The organism is Butyrivibrio fibrisolvens (assembly GCF_037113525.1).
Classification (GTDB): domain Bacteria; phylum Bacillota; class Clostridia; order Lachnospirales; family Lachnospiraceae; genus Butyrivibrio; species Butyrivibrio fibrisolvens.
Genome location: NZ_CP146963.1, coordinates 2,402,484 through 2,423,116 on the forward strand (window position 1 = coordinate 2,402,484; position 20,633 = coordinate 2,423,116).

General features: G+C 41.1%; 20 protein-coding genes. All 20 read right to left on the minus strand.

All coding sequences use genetic code 11. From position 1 onward, the window contains the following. Window positions 1–196: 196 nt before the first annotated feature. Complete coding sequence (locus WAA20_RS10030) at window positions 197–1,297, minus strand: RluA family pseudouridine synthase (protein WP_073387820.1); 1,101 nt, start codon at window positions 1,295–1,297, stop codon at window positions 197–199. 147 nt (window positions 1,298–1,444) lie between these two features. Next, window positions 1,445–2,047 (minus strand): hypothetical protein, encoded by a 603-nt coding sequence (locus WAA20_RS10035; protein WP_073387819.1) that lies wholly within the window; start codon window positions 2,045–2,047, stop codon window positions 1,445–1,447. Window positions 2,048–2,068: 21 nt separating this feature from the next. Then, complete coding sequence (locus WAA20_RS10040; protein ID WP_073387817.1) at window positions 2,069–2,800, minus strand: pseudouridine synthase; 732 nt, start codon at window positions 2,798–2,800, stop codon at window positions 2,069–2,071. Between the two features lie 74 nt (window positions 2,801–2,874). Continuing rightward, window positions 2,875–3,930, minus strand: coding sequence for an N-acetylmuramoyl-L-alanine amidase (locus WAA20_RS10045; RefSeq protein WP_073387815.1), 1,056 nt, complete (start codon window positions 3,928–3,930; stop codon window positions 2,875–2,877). Window positions 3,931–4,093: 163 nt separating this feature from the next. After that, window positions 4,094–4,771 (minus strand): hypothetical protein, encoded by a 678-nt coding sequence (locus tag WAA20_RS10050; RefSeq protein WP_073387814.1) that lies wholly within the window; start codon window positions 4,769–4,771, stop codon window positions 4,094–4,096. A gap of 15 nt (window positions 4,772–4,786) precedes the next feature. Beyond that, window positions 4,787–5,278, minus strand: coding sequence for a pantetheine-phosphate adenylyltransferase (coaD, locus tag WAA20_RS10055; RefSeq protein WP_073387812.1), 492 nt, complete (start codon window positions 5,276–5,278; stop codon window positions 4,787–4,789). Beyond that, the gene (gene rsmD, locus WAA20_RS10060; protein ID WP_073387811.1) at window positions 5,275–5,853 is read right to left on the minus strand and encodes a 16S rRNA (guanine(966)-N(2))-methyltransferase RsmD; all 579 of its coding nucleotides are present in this window, start codon (window positions 5,851–5,853) and stop codon (window positions 5,275–5,277) included. The genes coaD and rsmD overlap by 4 nt, the downstream gene beginning before the upstream one ends. A gap of 62 nt (window positions 5,854–5,915) precedes the next feature. Then, a complete protein-coding gene (locus WAA20_RS10065; protein ID WP_073387809.1) occupies window positions 5,916–8,159 on the minus strand; it encodes a DNA topoisomerase (ATP-hydrolyzing) subunit A in 2,244 nt (747 codons plus the stop codon). Between the two features lie 209 nt (window positions 8,160–8,368). Beyond that, window positions 8,369–10,297, minus strand: a complete 1,929-nt coding sequence (locus WAA20_RS10070) for a type IIA DNA topoisomerase subunit B (RefSeq protein ID WP_073387808.1) — start codon at window positions 10,295–10,297, stop codon at window positions 8,369–8,371. An 87-nt stretch (window positions 10,298–10,384) separates the two neighbouring features. Further along, window positions 10,385–11,254 carry a DegV family protein gene (locus WAA20_RS10075; RefSeq protein WP_073387806.1) on the minus strand — a complete coding sequence of 290 codons (870 nt, stop codon included), beginning with the start codon at window positions 11,252–11,254 and terminating at the stop codon, window positions 10,385–10,387. 76 nt (window positions 11,255–11,330) lie between these two features. Continuing rightward, window positions 11,331–13,385, minus strand: a complete 2,055-nt coding sequence (gene recG, locus WAA20_RS10080) for an ATP-dependent DNA helicase RecG (RefSeq protein WP_073387805.1) — start codon at window positions 13,383–13,385, stop codon at window positions 11,331–11,333. Between the two features lie 185 nt (window positions 13,386–13,570). Continuing rightward, the gene (locus WAA20_RS10085) at window positions 13,571–13,885 is read right to left on the minus strand and encodes a hypothetical protein (RefSeq protein WP_022753136.1); all 315 of its coding nucleotides are present in this window, start codon (window positions 13,883–13,885) and stop codon (window positions 13,571–13,573) included. Between the two features lie 863 nt (window positions 13,886–14,748). Further along, the gene (locus WAA20_RS10090; RefSeq protein WP_073387804.1) at window positions 14,749–14,937 is read right to left on the minus strand and encodes a hypothetical protein; all 189 of its coding nucleotides are present in this window, start codon (window positions 14,935–14,937) and stop codon (window positions 14,749–14,751) included. Between the two features lie 131 nt (window positions 14,938–15,068). Continuing rightward, on the minus strand, window positions 15,069–16,910 hold the full coding sequence (locus WAA20_RS10095) for a DAK2 domain-containing protein (RefSeq protein ID WP_073387802.1): 1,842 nt from the start codon (window positions 16,908–16,910) through the stop codon (window positions 15,069–15,071). Between the two features lie 25 nt (window positions 16,911–16,935). Continuing rightward, the gene (locus WAA20_RS10100) at window positions 16,936–17,298 is read right to left on the minus strand and encodes an Asp23/Gls24 family envelope stress response protein (protein WP_022753133.1); all 363 of its coding nucleotides are present in this window, start codon (window positions 17,296–17,298) and stop codon (window positions 16,936–16,938) included. Window positions 17,299–17,568: 270 nt separating this feature from the next. Beyond that, entirely contained in the window at window positions 17,569–17,754 is a 186-nt protein-coding gene (rpmB, locus tag WAA20_RS10105; protein ID WP_073387801.1) for a 50S ribosomal protein L28, read from the minus strand. Window positions 17,755–17,961: 207 nt separating this feature from the next. Further along, window positions 17,962–18,543: a hypothetical protein gene (locus WAA20_RS10110; RefSeq protein ID WP_073387799.1), complete on the minus strand. Its 582-nt coding sequence runs from the start codon at window positions 18,541–18,543 to the stop codon at window positions 17,962–17,964. A gap of 25 nt (window positions 18,544–18,568) precedes the next feature. Then, complete coding sequence (locus WAA20_RS10115) at window positions 18,569–18,964, minus strand: GerW family sporulation protein (protein ID WP_073387798.1); 396 nt, start codon at window positions 18,962–18,964, stop codon at window positions 18,569–18,571. Between the two features lie 22 nt (window positions 18,965–18,986). Continuing rightward, the gene (locus WAA20_RS10120) at window positions 18,987–20,285 is read right to left on the minus strand and encodes a DUF2953 domain-containing protein (RefSeq protein WP_073387796.1); all 1,299 of its coding nucleotides are present in this window, start codon (window positions 20,283–20,285) and stop codon (window positions 18,987–18,989) included. Further along, window positions 20,285–20,626 carry a hypothetical protein gene (locus tag WAA20_RS10125; RefSeq protein WP_073387795.1) on the minus strand — a complete coding sequence of 114 codons (342 nt, stop codon included), beginning with the start codon at window positions 20,624–20,626 and terminating at the stop codon, window positions 20,285–20,287. Before WAA20_RS10125 ends, WAA20_RS10120 begins: the two co-directional genes overlap by 1 nt. Window positions 20,627–20,633 lie beyond the last annotated feature (7 nt).

Below are 20,633 nucleotides of genomic sequence, written 5' to 3' on the forward strand. Positions count from 1 at the left end.
AAAGGCTTGTATATATTTTTTCCTGGCACGCTCTCGCTCTTTCTCGCTGGCAGCGATACTAAGCTTTCAAAATACGAAAGCTAAGTACCGGCCGCTCAAAAAGGCCTGGAAATAATATATACAAGCCTTTCACTCACTGCCCAAATTTTATATGCAATTAGTATTGTAAACTGGTCGGCTATAGTTATAGCGTGAATCAATCATTTATTTTAAATTTGTCTAATACAAGATTTCTAAACTTAGAATACAGCGGTGCGATGATCTCTTTACCTGCAAGATCACCAAACGCTTCTGGATCATCAGGGAATTCTAGTCTATAACAGTGAAGCAGCTGGCCTTTGAGGCCGTAGGTCTGTTTGAAACTGTCATTGACGTTCTTGTCGCCATATTTAGGATCACCGACAATAGGATGGCCTATGCTAGAAAGGTGTGCCCTGATTTGATGAGTTTTACCTGTTCTGAGTTCTACTTCAAGATAGGTAAGATTCCATTTGGCATTTGTAGAAACGGGGCTGTAGGCGGTTTCGATGTATGATGAATCCTCGCTTTTTAAAGCAGTTTTATCAGTGTTGTTTTCCGCTATTTTATTTGAGTTTTCATTGGTTGATTTATAGTCGACTTCAACTTTTCTTATAGTTACAGTATTAGTCTTAGTGTCCTTTGTCAGATATCCTGATATTTCCTCGGACTTATCGATGATTCCTGATACAACTGTTCTGTAATATTTCTTGAAGGTTCTTTCTTTAAGGCCTTTTGCCATCATTTGGGCGCCCTGAAGCGTTTTAGCGCAGATGACTATTCCGGATGTGTTTCTGTCAAGGCGGTTACTTACTGAAGGTCTGAAAGTGATAAGGCTTTCGGGTTCAATTGTCTTTTCATGAAGAAGGTAGCCAACGATCCACTCATTTAGTGATGTGTCGCCTTGTTCAGCTTTTTGTGTCAGGACTCCGACTGGCTTATTTACAAATAAGACGTCCTTGGTTTCATATATAACTTCTACACCTTTTATACTCTTATAAGCTTTGGTGAATTCTGTAACGGATATTTCTTCGCCTCTTTCGGCTCTTGCAAGTCTGTCGTTGGCAAACTTAAGGAATGTTTCATCAGAAAGCCATAGGGTCACAGTGTCGCCGTTTTCAAGCTTTTCCTGGCCTGTAGCTTTCTTGCCGTTAAGGACTATATTCTTTTTTCTAAGCATCTTATAAATAAAACCGGTAGATGCTTTAGATAAATACTGGCTTAAGAATTTATCAAGTCTCTTTCCGGCTTCATTGTCTTTAATAGTGATTTCTTTCATTCTAACCTCTTGTTGCGAGTAAAACGAGCAACTAATGGTTGAAGTGGCAGCACATGCAACTCCACTTCTCTGAGTTTGAAAATATTATTTTCAAACGCTTAACCTCATGTCACTTGTAACTAATAGTTTTAATTATTATCTATTTACTTACAGTGAAATAGATTTAAGTATGCCTGATACTGTCTGGATAGTTCCGGGAACCCAGGCTTCTTCTATAGCTTTAGGATCTACGCCGTGACTGGCTCTAAGCTTTTCAAGTTCGTCAAGGCGCTTGCAGTAGTCGTCTACGTTAGAGAATATCCTTATTGAATAATCGTGGTATTTGCTAAGGGATATCTGATTCTTGATGTGATCCTGACAATCCTTGATATCCATATTTTTATCTTCTGTAAATCCTGCGATATTCTTCTCTAATACAGTTATTGCGCCTACGTTGAAGGTACTCTTTTCAGAAGTAAGTGACAGGTCATAGATCATATTGAGATCGCCTGCGTGCTGTTTTATCTTATCGTAAGAGCCTTCTGTAAGAGGAATTGCCTTAAAGTACATTATGAGATTTATTACGCTCCATCCAAGAGGAAGGCATCCAAGTGCTGCTACTATTGAAAAGATATTTTTGTTAGTTTTAGTAAGTATAAGTCCTGTAAGGAAAAGTCCTACAGTTATTATTCCCATGATCACTGATCTTATTATTGCTACTTTTCTTTGATATGCGATATGTCCGAAATCGCCTTTTGTTACCCTAGTCATTTGTGTTCCTTTTTTCGTATTTTATTTTGAAAGTGCCGCTACTTCTTCATCTGTAAGCCTTCTGTACTCGCCCAGTGCAAGGCTTTCATCAAGCTTTACATCTCCCATTCTGATCCTGCGAAGGTAAAGAACTTCATTTCCGACTGCTTCCATCATTCTTTTGACCTGATGGAACCTGCCTTCGTGAATTGTAAGATATACAACGGGACGTCCCTGGTCATCGGCTTCGCCTCTTCTAAGTACAGCAGGCATCGTGATATCTGGCGATCCGTCTTTTTTCACATCACCTATATCTACGCCTTGTTCAAGCTTTTCAATGTCGGAGTCTGAAAGTTCGCTCCTAAGGTGCACTTCATATTCCTTATCAACGTGGTGAGCGGGCGATAAGAGCCTGTGTATGAGCTGTCCGTCATTAGTTATCAGAAGAAGTCCTTCTGTATCGATATCAAGTCTTCCGACAGGTGAAAGGTCTTTGATATTCTCATCTGAAAGAAGGTTTAAGACCGTTGTTGTACGGCCATCCTTGGTTGCAGATATTACTCCGTCAGGCTTATTGAGCATATAGTAGCGGAACTTCTCAAATACAAGCTCCTGGCCCATAAAGGTAACTTTATCGGCATTTTCATCTATATGCATATCTGCTTTTTTAACAGGTTGTCCATTTACTGTGACTGCCCCATTTTTGATATGTTCTTTGATCTGTTTTCTTGTACCGATTCCAAAATCGGCTAGAAATTTATCGAGTCTTTGCACGTATTCCTCTCATATACTAAAAAGATGATAGGGGCAAAAAGATCTTTTGCCCCAATCTCAAAGTATTTATATAGTTATTGAATTGTAACTGTATTGCTTACAGTCTTGCCATCATACTGATTGTATACCTGAATGGTCAGGCTTGTAGCCTTGATAGACGGATCTTTGATCACAACAGTATCTGTAGTCTTGGTTCTGTTCCAGCCAACTACGTATGACCAGTTCTTGCCGCCGTCAAAGCTGTATCTGTAATAGATGATTGGTGTATCAGGATCTGAAGCTGTGATGCTTGCTGTGATGTCGCCTGTTGAACGGTCTCTAGTAACAGAATTGATAGTACATACTGTAGGCGGTGTAAGGTCATCGCCCATGACTGTTGTAGGTGTAGGTATATCTACGTTCTTATAAGTTGAATAATCAAGTCCAAGCTTGGTTGATTTAAGTCCGAAATACTTGGCGATGGCTGTTGCATCTGCTATTGCCAGTGTCTGATAAGGATCTGCCTGAGACTTAAGCCATGCAACGTCAGCAGGATGATCAAGGTAGCAGTGCTCAATGATAACTGCGTTTACGTCATAGTTTCTTGCATGTCTGATGATTCCATAGTAGTCGCCATTTGAACCAAGTCTTGTCTTGATGCCTCTTATATAAAGGCCGAGGCTTGAAAGTTCCTGAATCTCAGCAGCTGCGAATTCATATCCGTTCTCATAATACTTGTCATAAGCTGAAACCCAGACTTCTGAACCGCAAAGGTCATGCTCAACAGAAGCATTGAAATGAATTGAGTACATAAAGTCAGCATTAACGCTCTTTGCATACTTAACACGATCTTCAAGAGTAACTTCTGTATCAGATGTTCTTGTCATATATACTGTGACATTATCAAAGTTCTCAAGATATGCCTTGGCATAGTTTGCAGTCTTAAGTGTGATCTCTTTTTCACTAATGCCATTGTACTGGGCGCCAAGGTTTCTATCGCCTGTTCCGCCGTGTCCGGGGTCAAGTACGATAACAACTTTATCTTTGGCAGCATCTACAGTTACTGTTGCACTTTCAGAAGTAAATATCAGAGCAAAAACCATAGCTGTCAAAGAAAGAATACTAACAAATGTCTTAATCTTATTCCTCATCTAATTCCCCTCCGCATACTTAATAATTCAGTATCTTACTCTCTAAAAAAATGCGACCGGTAAAACTACCAGCCGCTTTAAGTTGCAATAAATCATTCTATGTGCCGGATGCAGGATGTATCTAGTACATGTTTAGAAGTTCATGGATGAACTTCTATGTACCCTATACCACTGGAGCATCAAGTGGAAGATCTGCATCGAAGTCCTCTAATCCTGTATCTGCACCAGGTGCTGCAGGAGTGCTCTGCTGTGGAGCCTGCTCAGCATACACAGGTTCCTGCGCCGGAGCCGGCTGAGTCTGAACTGGTGGTACAAGCTCTGCTCTGTTGGACTTAACCATCTCTGCATAATTTGTAAGGTCTGTAAGAAGACCTTCATAATGCTTATTAGTAGAATCAATAGAGCCCTGAAGTATAGCTTCAACCTCTGATAAAAGAGTATCTGTATACTGTACAGCTGATGCCTTCATGTTGTTAGCTTCAACTGTTGCATTATCAAGAAGTGCCTGAGCCTGCTTGGCTGCAGAACTAACAACCTGATTGGCCTGCTCATAAGCCTGACGCATGATCTCATGTTCGTTGATAAGTTCATTGGTCTGAGCCTGAGCGTTCTCAATAAGCTGCTGAGCTTTTGCACGAGCATCATTAAGGATTGCCTCTTTGTTGGAGACAATCTTCTGATATCTCTTTATTTCATCAGGAGTTTTGGATCTGAGCTCGTGAATGAGTTCGTTGATCTCATCTTTATTAACCCTTACATCAGTACTTGAAAAAGGCACCTTCGTACAACTATTGATATATGCCTCGATTTCATCAATCAAAAGCTCGATTTTACTGCTCATGTAAAGTTCCCCCGTTTAATTTAGATGTTTGTTGTATTTTGATTCAAGAGCTTTGAACACATTCTCAGAAACCATGCCTGAAACTTCGCCGCCATAACTAGCAATCTCCTTAACAGTAGAGCTGCTAAGATATGAATAACGAAGGTTAGTCGTAAGAAAGACTGAATCAACATTGTTATGAGAAAGTTCGCGATTAGTCTGAGCTATCTGCAATTCATATTCAAAATCAGTAATGGCACGAAGACCTCTTACTACGATATGAATATTCTTTTCCTTGCAATAATCAATAAGCAGCCCATCATACGAATCCACTACTACGTTCCCAAATTCGCTGACCGCTTCTTTAATCATTTTAACACGTTCATCTACTGAAAACAACGAACTCTTGGCAGAGTTATGCATAACGGTAACAATTACCGTATCGAACATCATTGATGCTCTTTTTATGATATCAAGGTGTCCTAATGTTACAGGATCAAATGATCCGGGATAAACTGCAGTTTTCATGAGTTTGCCACCTTCTTTAAAAAGACGTGTTTGTTATTCTTATATGTCTTTTCTCTCTTGATCTCGTATCCCATTCCTTCTACGAATGAAAAGTCCTCATCCATAGCTGCTTCGCAGATGATGGTTGTAAACTCAGTCACATAAGGAAGTGTGGAAAGAGTTCTGAGTGTATGCTCGTAAAGGTCTGCCTCATATGGCGGGTCAATGAAAATGATATCGACCTCTTTTTCATGAATGGAACGAAGGGCCATTGCAGCATCCTTCTTGATGATAGTTGACTTCTCATCAAAATGGCATTTGTGGACATTGGCTGTGATGCACTTAATGGGCTCGCCGCCTCTGTCTATAAAATAGGCGTGCTTAGCGCCTCTTGAAAGAGCCTCGATCCCGATTCCGCCGCTTCCTGCGTAAAGGTCTACAAATATAGCCCCCGGAACCTCCATCTGAAGCATGTTGAAAAGAGTCTCTTTAATTCTGTCCTGAGTTGGACGTGTATCATCACCTTTCGGTGTAATAAGTGGGATACTACGCGCTTCACCTGCTATTACTCGCATGGCGCTATCCTCCTTTTGTATCTTTAATAATTGATTTTAAACAATCCAATAACAGTTAAATCTTTGGATTATTATTTCATTACTTATTTAAGCTTCAACTTTGAACCCTTAGTATTGCGGCCTGCAATCTTAATTGTTCCTATGTCAAAAGACTTTTCGCCAATAGCTACTTCTCTGGATTCCTCTGGTTTTAAAAGCCACATGTCGCTTACGCTGTCATTCTTGGCAAGGTTCATACCGTGAACACCAACTGCAGTCTTTTTCTGATCAGGAAGTTCTTCAAGCAGGAATCTAAGTGCATAGCCGTTCTCAGTATAGAGTACGCAGCTTTCTTCATCTGTAACTACAGATACGCTTAAAAGCTCATCTCCGTCTGAAAGCTTTGTAGCTGCTACGAGCTTTCTTGTAACGTCGAACTCGCCACCGCTTACTATCTTCATCATGGCTGATTTGGTAACAAAAAGCAAGCGATAAATATTGAGTGATGACTGCGGCAGAACTGCTATGATCTGCTCCTTGGTTGTGTCGTAGTTAGAGACATTATCAATAGGTACGCCCTTGTCACGCATCTTACCTGCAGGAAGATCCTGGACTTTGATGGTATGAAGGTTACCAAGGTGAGTAAATACGCATACTCGGCTTGTGTTCTTGATCTTAAAGCTGTATTTGAAGTCGTTCTTGATAGTGTCAAAGTTTTTATCATAGGTTGTAGCGTCGATTGTCTTTGCATAGCCGAAACGATCCATGATAAATGCTACATCTATCTCTTCTTCAGGCTTTTCTTCGTAGACAGCTTCGTCGAACTGGCCTACTTCAGTTTTTCTCTTCTGTTTATATTCATTACGGATGCTTCTTAGTTCTTCCTGAATTACCATGGACATTGAAGTTCTGTCTTCAAGGATGTCCTCATATCTGTAAATGTTGGCAACTGTCTCTTCATGCTCTTTGATAAGGGCATCAAGTTCAAGACCGATGAGTTTATAAAGACGCATCTCAAGGATGGCATCTGCCTGGCGCTCAGTAAAGTGAAGCTGAGATGCCATAACTACTGACTCTCTGGACTTAAAGTTAATACCGTCTGTAACGCCGTTAACAAGGCAGTCTTTTGCCTGAGCACGTGTCTTAGAGCCTCTTAAGATCTCGATTACAAGGTCGATTACGTTACAAGCCTTGATAAGACCTTCCTGAACTTCCTTCTTGTCAGTTTCTTTCTGAAGGAGTGTTGTATACTTGCGGCGGGCAGTCTCGAACTGGAAGTCAATGTTAGCCTGCAAGATGCTCTTAAGGCCCATTGTCTCGGGACGTCCGTTATAGATAGCAAGCATGTTAACGCCGAATGTATCTTCAAGCTTGGTCTTTTTGTAAAGAAGGTTTGTGAAGTTCTCAACATCAGTATCTTTCTTGAGCTCGATAACGATACGGATACCTTCTTTTGAAGACTGGTTGGAGATATCGATGATGTCGTTTGTGACTTTCTTCTCAGCAAGGGCTGCTACGTCTGCGCAGAACTTACCGATTCCGGCGCCGATCATAGTGTATGGAATCTCGCTGATGATAAGGTTAATGTGGCCGTTCTTAGCCTTTTCTGTCTCAACTTTACCTCTGATCCTGATCTTACCTTCACCTGTTTCGTAGATAGCGGCAAGCTCGTCCTTGTTGATAACGATTCCGCCTGTTGGGAAGTCAGGTCCTTTTACATATCTCATCAGCTGTCTTGTAGAAAGAGTCTCATCCTGCATAAGAGCGATCTGAGCATCAATAACTTCTGCAAGGTTATGAGGCGGTGTACTTGTAGCCATACCTACAGCGATACCTTCTGATCCGTTAACAAGGAAGTTAGGGATCTTAACAGGCAGAACTGCGGGTTCTTTCTCTGTAGCATCAAAGTTAGGGACAAAATCAACTATGTCCTTATCAAGGTCAGCAAGAAAAGCTTCCTGTGTAACTCTGGCAAGTCTTGCTTCTGTATATCTCATTGCCGCTGCGCTGTCACCTTCGATCGTTCCGAAGTTACCGTGACCGTCTACAAGCGGGAGTTCTTTTTTAAAATTCTGAGCCATTACTACGAGACAGTCATAGATTGAACTGTCACCGTGTGGGTGATATTTACCCATTGTATCGCCGACGATACGTGCGCTCTTTCTGTAAGGGCGGTCGTATCTGATACCAAGCTCATACATATCGTAAAGTGTACGTCTCTGAACCGGCTTAAGACCATCCCTGATATCCGGCAGAGCACGTGCAACAATAACACTCATCGCATAATCTATATAAGATTGCTGCATTATTTCAGAATATTCACTTCGAATAATACGCTGTTCTTCCATATATTCCTCGTATCAGTATATTTATTTTTGGTAGTTTGATAATCTATTTCTATGATTATCGCCTTCCAATACTTGGTAATAAAAATCATCGTAGATGATTTTTACTTACCAGAGTTTATAAATCATTTCATTTTTTACTCGGAAAAAAATCATTTTATGATTTTTACTTTCCAGAGTTTGAAAATCATCATATGATTTTCAAACTCATTTTATGCCTGGAAATCGAGTTCCGCGTCGTCTGCGTGGTCGTGTATGAATGCACGTCTTGGTGGAACATCATTACCCATTAAAAGTTCTGTAATATGAGATGCAGTCTTTGCATCATCGATTTCAACGACGCGCATCATTCTGCGCTCAGGATCAAGTGTTGTCTCCCAAAGCTGATCTGCATCCATCTCACCAAGACCCTTATATCTCTGAAGAGTAAAGTTTCCTTTGTGAGTTGCGCGGTACTTTTCAAGCGCCTTGTCATCGTACAGATACTCTTCCTTGCCTTTAGAAGGAATTACCTTGTAAAGAGGAGGCATTGCAATATAAACATGACCCTGCTGAATAAGCTCAGGCATGAATCTGTAGAACAGTGTCAGAAGAAGTGTTGCTATATGAGCACCATCCACGTCGGCATCGGCCATGATTACGATCTTGTTATAACGAAGCTTTGATATATCAAAGTCATTGCCGTAGCCTTCTGAGAATCCGCAGCCAAAAGCATTGATCATAGCCTTGATCTCAGCATTAGCAAGGACTTTATCAATTGAAGCCTTTTCAACGTTAAGGATCTTACCACGTATAGGAAGAATTGCCTGATACTGTCTGTCTCTTGCAGTCTTGGCACTACCACCCGCAGAATCACCCTCTACGATGAAGATCTCGCACTTTTCTGCATCTTTGCTGATACAGTTAGCAAGTTTACCATTTGAATCAAAAGAATACTTTTGCTTTGTAAGAAGGTTTGTCTTGGTCTTCTCTTCTGTCTTACGGATCTTGGCAGCCTTCTCAGCGCAGCTGATGACAGCCTTAAGTGTCTCAAGATTTCTGTCAAAAAATCTTGTAAGCTCATCACCAGTTATCTTGGATACGACTTTACCTGCATCCTGGTTATCGAGCTTAGTCTTGGTCTGCCCTTCAAATCTTGGATCTGGATGCTTAATGGAAATTACAGCTGTAAGGCCGTTTCTAACGTCAGCACCTGTAAAGTTCTGATCCTTGTCCTTAAGGTTTCCAAGTTCTCTTGCATAGTTATTAATGATTGTAGTAAACACAGTCTTAAAGCCTGTGATGTGTGTACCACCCTCAGAGTTATAAATGTTATTACAAAAACCAAGTACATCTTCATGGAAGTCATTTACATACTGGAAAGCTACTTCTACAGAAATGTTCTCGCTTTCGCCTGTAAAGTAAACGATGTCATGGAGAGTCTCAGCGTTTCTGTTCATCTCTTTGACAAAGCCGCGAATTCCTTCAGGCTCATGGAACTCAAGATGTTCCTCTGTTCCGGGTCTTTTATCTTCATAGATGATCAAAAGTTCCGGATTAAGATATGCAGTTTCGTGAAGACGGTTTTTGATATCCTCTTCTCTGAATCTTGTTTTTTCAAAGATTTCAGGATCGGGAAGGAATGAAATTGTGGTTCCATGCTCTCTTGTCTTTCCAACTTCAGGAAGAAGTCCGTTTACAAGCTCAGTTGTAGGAACACCTCTTTCATAAGAATCTTCGTAAATAGCACCATTTTCCTTGATTCTTACTTTCATCCAGGTAGACAGTGCATTAACTACGGATGAACCAACACCGTGCAGACCGCCCGATGTCTTATAAGATGCGTTATCGAACTTACCGCCGGCGTGAAGCATAGTAAGAACTACACGTTCTGCGGTAATACCTTTAGCGTGCATTCCAACAGGAATACCACGTCCGTTATCTTCTACAGTTGCAGATCCGTCTGCTTCCAAAGTTACATGAATTTTGGAACAGTAGCCGGCAAGATGCTCGTCTACTGCGTTATCAACTATTTCATATACAAGGTGATTAAGTCCTCTTGTAGATACGGATCCGATGTACATTCCGGGTCTCTTGCGGACCGCTTCGAGTCCCTCCAGGACAGTAATACTGCCTGCATCGTATTCGTTTGATTTCGACATTAAAAGAAATCCCCCTAACAAGTTATTTTAAGTAAAAGTTGTCAGAAGCTTTTTTTGACAAAAACAACTTCTGACATTTTAGATTGATTATTTAAGAATTTTGGTAATTGTAACAGCCAGGGCTCCCGGTCCTATATGGCATGATACAGAAAGTGAAAGCGGATCCATGTGGATGTCAAATCCAGGGAAAGTCTCTTCGATCATCTTCTTCCACTCGGCAGCTTTCTCATGATCCTGTGTGAATGCTGCATCAATTCTAACGTTTGACGGGTCAAGACCGCCGAAACGCTTCTCAGCATCATCTTTGATCGCATTAAGCATGATCTTCTGACCCTGAGATGTTGTTCTGGCTTTGGCAAAAGAGTCAAGCTTTTCACCCTGAATCTGAAGAACGGGCTTGATCCTTAAGATTGTACCCAGTGCTGCAGCCGCAGGAGTTATTCTACCACCTTTTTTCAGATAGTAAAGAGTATCAAGCATAATGTAGATGCTGGAATTAAACTTATCTGCTTCAAGGATCTCTTTGATCTGCGCTCCAGTCTTACCCTCTTCTGCAAGTCTTATTGCATCAAGGACTGAGTTACGCATTGTAACAGAGATTCTCTGGTTATTAACAACAAATACCTTTCCTTCATAGTCATCGTCCATTGAAAGGCTTGTTGCACTTGCACAAGATGAAGAAAGACCACTACTCATAGGGATGTATACGATCTCGTCGTACTCTTTCAGAACCTCATCCCATAAATCCATAAGAGTTCCGGGGGATGGCTGAGATGTAGATACTTCTTCGTCATCATTTAACTTAGTATAGAACTCTTCCTGTGTAAGATTTATATCCTCTAAATAATCAGTTCCTGCAATGGTGAATGGCATTGGCACAACTTTAATACCAAGCTTCTCACCTTCTGCCTGTGTAATACCACTGTTGGAATCTGTAATTATAGCTATTTTAGACATTAGTATACCTCGCTTTGATTTGATGTCACAAAATCCCTTAATTATATTACCTTGCAGCTGAACCACTGTCAAACGCCTACAACGTTAAGTTTGAATTGATATCCGAAAGAACATCATGTAGCGACTTGTTTTCAGGTAGTGACAGCTCCTGATCGCCAGCCAGGATGCGGTCTGCATCAATGGAGGCTTTCTTTATAAGGTCTGAATCCGCATAAATATCGCCTATGCTGAAGAATAAGTCGCCGCTTTGACGGATGCCGAACATATCGCCGGGTCCTCGCTGTTTCAGGTCTTCTTCGGCTATCTTGAAGCCGTCGTTTGATTTTCCCAATATATCAAGGCGTGCTGCAGCATCTTTAGATTCGGAGGTGTTCAAGAAGATACAGTAGCTTTGGTCTTTACCTCTTCCTACGCGGCCTCTTAGCTGATGGAGCTGGGCAAGGCCGAAATGTTCTGCGTTTTCGATCATCATGACGGTTGCGTTAGGGACGTTGATACCGACCTCTATAACCGTTGTAGACACCAGAACATCTATCTCTTTATTTGCAAAACGTTCCATGAGTTCGTCCTTCTCAGAGGCCTTCATGCGGCCGCTGAGCATGTCGACGGTTATGGATGGGGAAAGAGCTTTACGGAGCTTTTCTGTATAATCTGTGACGTTCTCAACGTCGTTCATCTCGCCTTCTTCGATCATTGGACAGATAACATAGACCTGATGGCCGGATGCTACCTGTTTTTCTATAAATTTGTAGGCTGTGGGCCTGTAATCGGGGCCGACAACGCAGTTCTTTATTGGAAGCCTTGAAGAGGGCTTTTCATCAAGGACTGATACATGAAGATCGCCGTAGAGTATGATAGCGAGCGTCCTTGGAATCGGTGTTGCACTCATGGCAAGAACGTGTGTGCATTCGCCTTTTCCCGCAAACTTCTCACGCTGACGTACGCCGAATCTGTGCTGCTCGTCAGTTATGACAAGGGCGAGATTCTTGTAGTTTACTGAGTCCTGAATAAGTGCATTAGTGCCGATGCAGACATTGTAGGTTCCATCTTCTATGCCTTTTTTATTCTGCTTTTTTTCACTGGCTTTAAGAGAACCGATCATAAGCACAGGCTTAAAAGGAAGGCCGTATTCTTCTGCCATCTTGCAGATATCTTCATAATGCTGCCTTGCAAGAACTTCTGTCGGCGCCATCATAGCGCCCTGATAGCCGTTCTCGACTGTTATGAGAAGTGCCAGGAATGCAAGGATCGTCTTACCTGAACCTACATCACCCTGAACCAGACGGTTCATGACCCTTGTTCCGGTCAGATCAGCTTCAATCTCCTTATAGACCCTCTTCTGAGCATCAGTAAGATCGTAAGGGAGCTTACTTAGAAATTCATCAGCAAGCTCTGATTTCTTCATGATGTGACTGCTAAGAGACTCTTCTTCTGTAAGCTTTAACAGCCTAAGTCTTAAGATGAAAAAGAGAAATTCGTTATAAGCGAGCCTTCTTCTTGCTTTATCAAAAGTATTTTTATCCTTGGGAAAGTGTACACTTCTTATGGCATCCCTATAATCCATGAGATCATTCTCTTTGACCAGATACTCAGGAAGCGGATCGTGCATGTACACCGCTGATTCCAGTGCCTGCTGCATGGCCTTGACCACCATATTGTTAGTCAGCCCCTTTACAAGCGGATATACAGGCTGCATGGTTCCCTGAAGAGAAAAATAATCTTCCGGCTGATATATCTTGGGCTGGTTGAAGCAAAAAAGATTGCCCTTCCTTGTAACAAGACCTCTGAAAATATAAAAATGTCCCTGCTTTAAGGTACTCCTTAAATATGGCTGATTGAAGTAAGTAACCTTAGCCTTGTCAGTAATATCAACTATATCAAAAGTAATAATTGACATATTTCTGATATGTTTGACATAAATATTGCCCGCAATCTGACACCTCACCGCAACTGTATTACCACTCTTAAGATCTGACAGATTCACAACATTCTCAAAAATGTCATAATTCCTCGGGTAATACATAAGCAGGTCTTCAATACGGACAATACCGGCTTTTTCAAATACCTTTGCAGTTTTATCTCCAATCCCCTTGAGGGATTCTACCGTTTCCTTTAAAGAAGCTTCGTTCATGCCATTCCTCCACCTCCTTATAGATTATCACAATATCTGACCCAGTGTAAAAGAAAAGCTTTCGAGTTGGTTTTAGTATTCATAAAAATGAATCCTTAAAAAAGAAAAAGATCTCTATACTTAAAGGTACAGAGATCTTTGAAGTGTTTTTATTAGTCACAAGTGTGACTTTTGTGGTCAACAAGTCAAGCTTGCTGTGAAAGAAGCTCAGTCATCTTCTTGATTACAAGACTAACCTGACCATCACGGCAACGTCTTACGAACTGACCATTATCAAAATAATCCTCTCTAAGAAGCATCGTCATCAGCGCACAGCAAAGATCATAATTTGCATGCGGCAGACGCTTAAGTTCCTCATCTGCAACAACTGGTCCCGTGATCATATAATCGGAGTAATTGTACTTGAGATCTCCCATGTTACCAAGAACATTATAATAGTCTATTGTCTTCTCTGATCCTTCAACTGCTCTTAAAACCTTGATTTTCTCAACGTTCTTCATGCTATCTCCTCATAACCCCTGTATTATTTTTTGATTGAATATCAGCGAGTTTTTATACTCTTAAACTTAATTTTTAAGATATAATTCAGCCCCCTCATATCGAAAATAATTTTATCACAGCATTTTTTAGATGTGGAGTTGGCATTTTTTACAAAAAAGTCTCTCAAATCAAACCCAAAATTCTAATTGACCTTTCTAGTTATAATCAATAAAGCAAAGTCATTTTTACAAATATACGTATAATATATTTTTTATTCTAAATAACAATAATTTACAAACTAAAACATATCAAAAACTCTCATATAGACTCTCAAATTCATCTCATATATGTATCATTTCACCAACCTATAATCCATCAAGAAATCAAACACTCAAATAATAATAACTTCAACTCTCATATCTAATATCGTTTTTTAAATATTCTATTTTGATCCTTAATCCCACAAATCGCGCAATAGATGCGTGTCCTCTCCATCACCTTCCAAAAGACGACGCCCTATAACCTTCAACCGCCTTCCTTAAACCACAATTTCCACGCATCCCCCCGGTCCTCTTTTTCCTTTTTCGGGAACGTTAAGGGGCCTGGGGAGGGGGAGTCGCATCATTTCCTCTGGGGAGTATTTGATCTAAAAATGAGATTTTCTAGCGTTTTTAACATTTTCTCTTGCGCGGAGAAAGTGTCCATCTTTACTTACACTTTCTCCGCGCACGCTAAGAGAAAATGTTGGAAACGCGTCAGAAAATCACATTTTTGGATCTACTCCCCAGAGGAAATGATGCGACTCCCCCTCCCCAGGCGGCATAACCTCCCACAAAAACGAAAAAAGAGCCCGGCCACACACGGCCGAGCTCCTCCAGAATTTTTAAATGCACTTTACTCCAAGGCTTTCGTTGTAATCTGTTTTCTTAGCAAGTTCCTTTACCTTACGAAGCATCCCCGGCATATCATCTTTGCTCTCGCAAAGTGCCACCGGCATTCCAATCTCGTATGATACCTGAATACCAGATTCAAGCAAGGTATTCATGAATTTCTGCTTAGATATTTCACTCATTACTGACCTCCTATCAGAAGCAAATCTTTCCTTTCACCAAGAAAGATTCCCACAAAAATACCGGAAAGGTCAACCCTCTCCGGTATACCTTTACTAACATTTATATTCTGAAGCATTACACTTTCAAAATCTTATTCTGCAGATACGATGTAATAATAAACTGGCTGTCCGCCAGGCTGAAGCTCGATATCACAGTTAGGATATTCGTTAGCTACGCGCTTTCTGAGCTTTTCAGCTGTCTCTTCATCAACATCAGCACCATAGTAGATACTAATGAGCTCGAGTTCCTCGGACATAAGGCCTTTAAGCATTTCAAAGGTTACATCTTCCATCTTCTGACCAACAGAGATTATTCCTTCATCGCCAATTCCCATGTAGTCGCCTTCATGGATCTGCTTGTCATCGATCACTGTATCACGAACGGCATATGTGACTTCACCTGTGTGAACGCCGCCGATTGCTTCTACCATTGTCTCCTGATTCTCTTCAGCAGACATATCAGGTATGAAGTTGATCACTGCAGTTACACCCTGAGGAACTGTCTTAGTAGGAATAACGATTACTTCCTTATCCTCTGAAAGGTCTCTTGCCTGGTTAGCTGCCATGATGATGTTCTTGTTGTTAGGAAGAACAAATACTGTCTTGGCATTAACGTGCTCGATCGCAGTAAGAATATCGTCTGTACTTGGATTCATGGTCTGTCCGCCGCTGATTACTTCATCAACGCCAAGACCTCTGAAAAGTTCTGCAAGTCCGTCACCGGCACATACAGCAACAAATCCATATTCTGCAGGCTCTGCAGCCGGTTCTTCGGCTTTAGCACCTTCCATAGAACCGAAAGCTTCGCCCTTATCATCGTCCCACTTAGCAGCATCGTTAAGTACTGCATCAATGTGCTTTCCTGAAACCTTGATCTCTCCATCAGGATATTCAAACTCAGCAGTCTGAGGAATTGTACGCTCAGCCATTCCTGAGATCTCCTGATCGATCTCATCTACAGTTCCGTTCTCATTCATGTGGAAGAGCTTCTCACGATGCTCCATACGCATGTTATCAACCTTCATGTTTGAAAGCTGACCAAGAAGAAGTGCTTTCTGAATAGCAAGACCAGGATCATTGGTGTGTACGTGAATCTTGCAGATCTCGTCATCTGCAACCATTACGATACTGTCACCGATATCTCCAAGGAACTTTCTGAAATCAGCTTCCTGTTTAGAATTAAGCTCTCTCTTTAAAAGGATAACGAACTCTGTACAATATCCAAATTTGATCTCTGTAGGTGCTTCCTTAGAAACCATCTTCTTAGGAGCTGCAGGAGCTTCTTCTGCGGATACAGGAGTAAGATCGATCTCTTCTCCAAGAAGTGCGCTCATAGCACCTTTAAGTACCTGCACAAGACCTTCTCCACCTGAATCTACAACGCCTGCCTGTTTAAGAACAGGAAGCATCTCAGGAGTCTTATCAAGAACTTCATCTGCATACTTTATAACTTCGTCTGCAAACTTCTCGATATCTGTCTCACCTGCGCTTGCAACTTCTCTGGCCTTATCGCCTGCGCCTTTAGCTACAGTGAGGATTGTACCTTCCTTAGGCTTCATTACAGCCTTATATGCTGTCTCTACAGCCTTATCAAAAGCATCGGCAAGAATCTGAACATCAATTTCCTGGTGCTCTATAAGTCCCTTTGTAAGTCCTCTTAAAAGCTGTGACAGGATAACGCCTGAATTACCTCTGGCTCCGCGAAGAGATCCTGATGAGATAGCCTTACATACTGCAGTCATGTCGCTTTGGTCACATTCCTGAACTTCCTTAGCTGCAGCCATGATAGTCATAGTCATATTTGTTCCTGTATCACCGTCCGGTACAGGGAAAACGTTCAACTGGTTGATCCATTCTTTTTTAGCTTCAAGGTTCTTTGCGCCTGCAAGAAACATTCTTGCGACCATTCTTGAATCAATACTACTTGTACTCAAGCTGGGTTCCTCCTACACAAGTCGATCAGTCGATAACTCGAACACCTTCGACATAAATATTGATCTTCTCTATTTCAAGTCCTGTAAATTCTTCAACCTTATACTTTACAGAGTCGATAAGGTTGTCTGCCACAGCAGAAATACTTACACCGTAAGCAATAATAACGTGGAAATTAAGTACAAGCTTCTTGTTCTGGTTAAGCTCTACGTTGATACCTTTAGTCATGTTATCAGAACGAAGCAGACTTACCAGTCCGTCTCTTATACTAACGTTAGCCATGCCAACAATTCCGAAGCATTCCATTGCAACAGTTCCGGCATATTGAGCTATAACCTCGTTGTCTATGGAAATATTGCCCATATGTGTGTTCAATGATGAAGCCTTCATTGGTTGTCCTCCTTGTTAAATGGCATTTTCTATTAAAAACGACTTCTTGAACATAAATTACAGAAACGCGCATTTACTGCGTGTTTCGTAATTCAGTGAATCAGTCGGCAATAGAGCCTTCGACGAAGTCGAACTCAATTGGCTCTATTGCTGCATTTTTGAATTTCAAATTCAAAAATACATAGATATTAGCATTATATGACAGGATTGACAAAAAATAAAGCGCTTCCCCTAAAAAAAGAAGCGCTTCCGTGTCATTCTCAGAAATAATTAAGCTCTCTCTACAGCATTTGATCTGAGGCAGCTGGTGCATACATTCATTCTGCGTGTAGATCCATTGATCTTAACTGCAACGCGCTGAACATTTGCATTCCATATTCTGTTTGATCTTCTATGGGAATGGCTCACGTTGTTACCGAAATGAACGCCCTTGCCACATACTTCACACTTTGCCATCTTAACACCTCCTGTAAAACTATGTTAACTAATGATAATTTTAATTAAAAATCACATCCATGTACGCATTTGAACAACATAAAAAGTTGTCCTATGCAGTCGCAACAGTGATACTATATCAAAACATTTGGGTTTTTGCAAGAAGAAATTTAATTTTGATAGCATTTTTTTAAAAAAATGCGCTTAAACCCTTCATTTTATGAAGCTTCAACTCTCAGAAGCCTCCTCACCCATAGCATCATCCATCTCCTGCTTAAGCTTTGAATACTCAATGTTAAGCCATTGAACGAGTTCATCATCACCGTTCATATTGTCCGGATGAAAAATCTTCATAAGTGCCTTGTATCTTTTTTTGAGGGCAAGAGGCGAGTCTGCACCCTTAAACAGTACATTCATAAGGCCGGCTGACTGCTCCTGCAGCTTAATATCAGCATTTGCGATATCTTCCTGCAGCATCATCCGCTCCTGCGCTATCCTTTTTTTCTCGATCTCAAGGCTCTTGCGGTCATTACTTAATTTGTCATATCCATCTTTGAGGATCTGCATCTTCTGGTCAAAGAATGAACGGTCATGCTCGAATTCCGCTCTTTGCTCCTGAAGCTTGCGTCCAGCCTCATCGATTTCTTCCTTTAGAGCACTGCGTTCCTTTTCAAGCTTCTGCCACTGATCATCAAGAGCGCTTTCCTGATTCTTCAGCCTGCAACTTTCCTTAAAAAGAAAACGTCTAAGTTCTTCAAGAGAGTTCTGATCTCCGTTACCGAGTAACTCGTCACTTCGTTTCTGATCCATAGCTCCCTCCCATGCTCAAAAACAGTTACTGAGCGTCGTCTCCAAATGCAGCATCAACGACATCCTCATCGCTAGGCATGTCATTCTTGCCGGCGCCCTGGAACTTATTTATAACATCGGGCACAAGATCCAGTATCTTTGTAACTGCATCCTGATTCTTGATATTAACAAGCTTGGTCTGTCCGTTCCTTATAACAAGAACAGCTGTTGGAGACATCTTAGCTCCAAATCCGCCTGCTCCTCTTTTCTTCTTCTCTTCATCCTTGGATCCTGCACCAACTCCCATTGATACATCAACCAAAGGAATAATGATCGTATCTCCAACCTTTGTTGGCTCACCTACAACAGTTTTTGCAGAAAGCATCTGTTCCATGCCTTCCATAAGGGAATCAACTATTCCGTCAAAATGCTTATTCTCCATATATCCTCCAGCTTATGTCCTCTTATTTGCTGATAATACGATTGATTCTTTTCCAAACTTTACGTATATCTTTGTTAAAATACACTCTGGCAGCTGATAAAAGCACTCTCCAAAGAGCAATTTTACCTTTTATATCCACGTCAGCTTCTACGACTTTGTTCTCAAAATCAGGCTCAAGGTCAATATCATAGCTCAAAAATGCATCTGCTATATTAACAGCTGCAAGTACCTGAGCAGTTGTCGCAGGGTCTCCCAGTCCTAATAATATATCGGCACTAAGTTTCTTTGGCTTGACATGTCTTAAAATAAGAAAAAGGTCTTTTTTAGCACACCTGTAAGCCCTTTCAAATGTAGGACTTTCAAGCGTATCCTGAATCAAATCTATTTTATCACACGCCCTTGATATTGTATAGAAAGCTTTTTCTACGGCCATTTCAGGCTTTTCAAGGAAGTCCAGAGTTCCCCAGAAAAGGTCTGAAAGCTTTTCAAAAAAGTCAAATACGGTAAAAATATCAACTCCGTCATCATCTAAGTCGTCTAGCCTTGATGATTTTTTTCTGCCAGATTTTTTACCTTTATCAGAGTCATTAGATAGCGATTCCTGGTTTGAAGAACCTTCCAGATTGCTGGTTTTATCATAATCTCCAGTACTTTCAGGATTACCTTCTGATTCAGAATGATCTTTTCCTTCAGAACGGTCTTTGCCTTCAGAATAATCTTTTCCCTCAGTACGACCTTCGCCTTCAGAATAATCTTTTCCATCAGTACGACCTTCGCCTTCAGAATTTACACTATTTGAAGCATTATCATCAGTTGTACTGCCATCTTCTGATGAATTTCCACTAACTAAAGTGCCTCCGTTAGCAGAATCCGCCTCGTTAGATGCAGAACCGTTTTCGACATCTTTCCTGTCTTCAGGCCCGATTTCCTGCGCATCACCAGCATTTTCCAGAGCCTGTTCCAGTTTTTTCTTGCTGTTTTTACGGTCTTTTTTATGCTGCTTTTCTTCTTTTTTCTTTTTAGAATCTTCTGACTTTGGAAGAATCTTAAAGAAAAGAACTTTAACCCAGAATTCTTTATTCTCAGGGTAGCCGATACCGCCTCTTACAAGGTGAAGTAGCCATGTAAAGCCTGCTTCTGCGCTGACTTTTTCTTTGAAATCAAGATTCTCATCATCCAGATTGCAGTGATCTATAACAGCATGCGCTTTATACCTTATAGGAACAAAAAGTACTATAAGAAGAAGCGCGATTATGATCAAAAGGATCACTAAAATCGTAATCCCTATGATTTTTAAAATGCCAAGAAATACCCCCAGCATCAAGTTTCCTCCTGTGCTCCCATTGTTTCAAGATATCCCAAAAGATCACCATCCATATCGCATTCAGATGCTCTTTCAGAGATAGTTACTATCATATCCAGAGCTTCTTTATAACCTGATGTAAGTCCGTATACATGAACAGGATTATTCCTGTAATACTTCTGTGTCAGAACTGCGCAGTGGACTATATCCAGCTGGTCATGGCGATTTGCAGCCTTGCAGATAGCATAAACGTTCAATTGGCCTGCGCCATGCTGCATTTTCCATTTCACGACTGGAAGGTTTTTTAGAGATGATCCCACATATAGATTTTTATCAAATTCACAGTAATGCTTTTTCAAAAAGAAT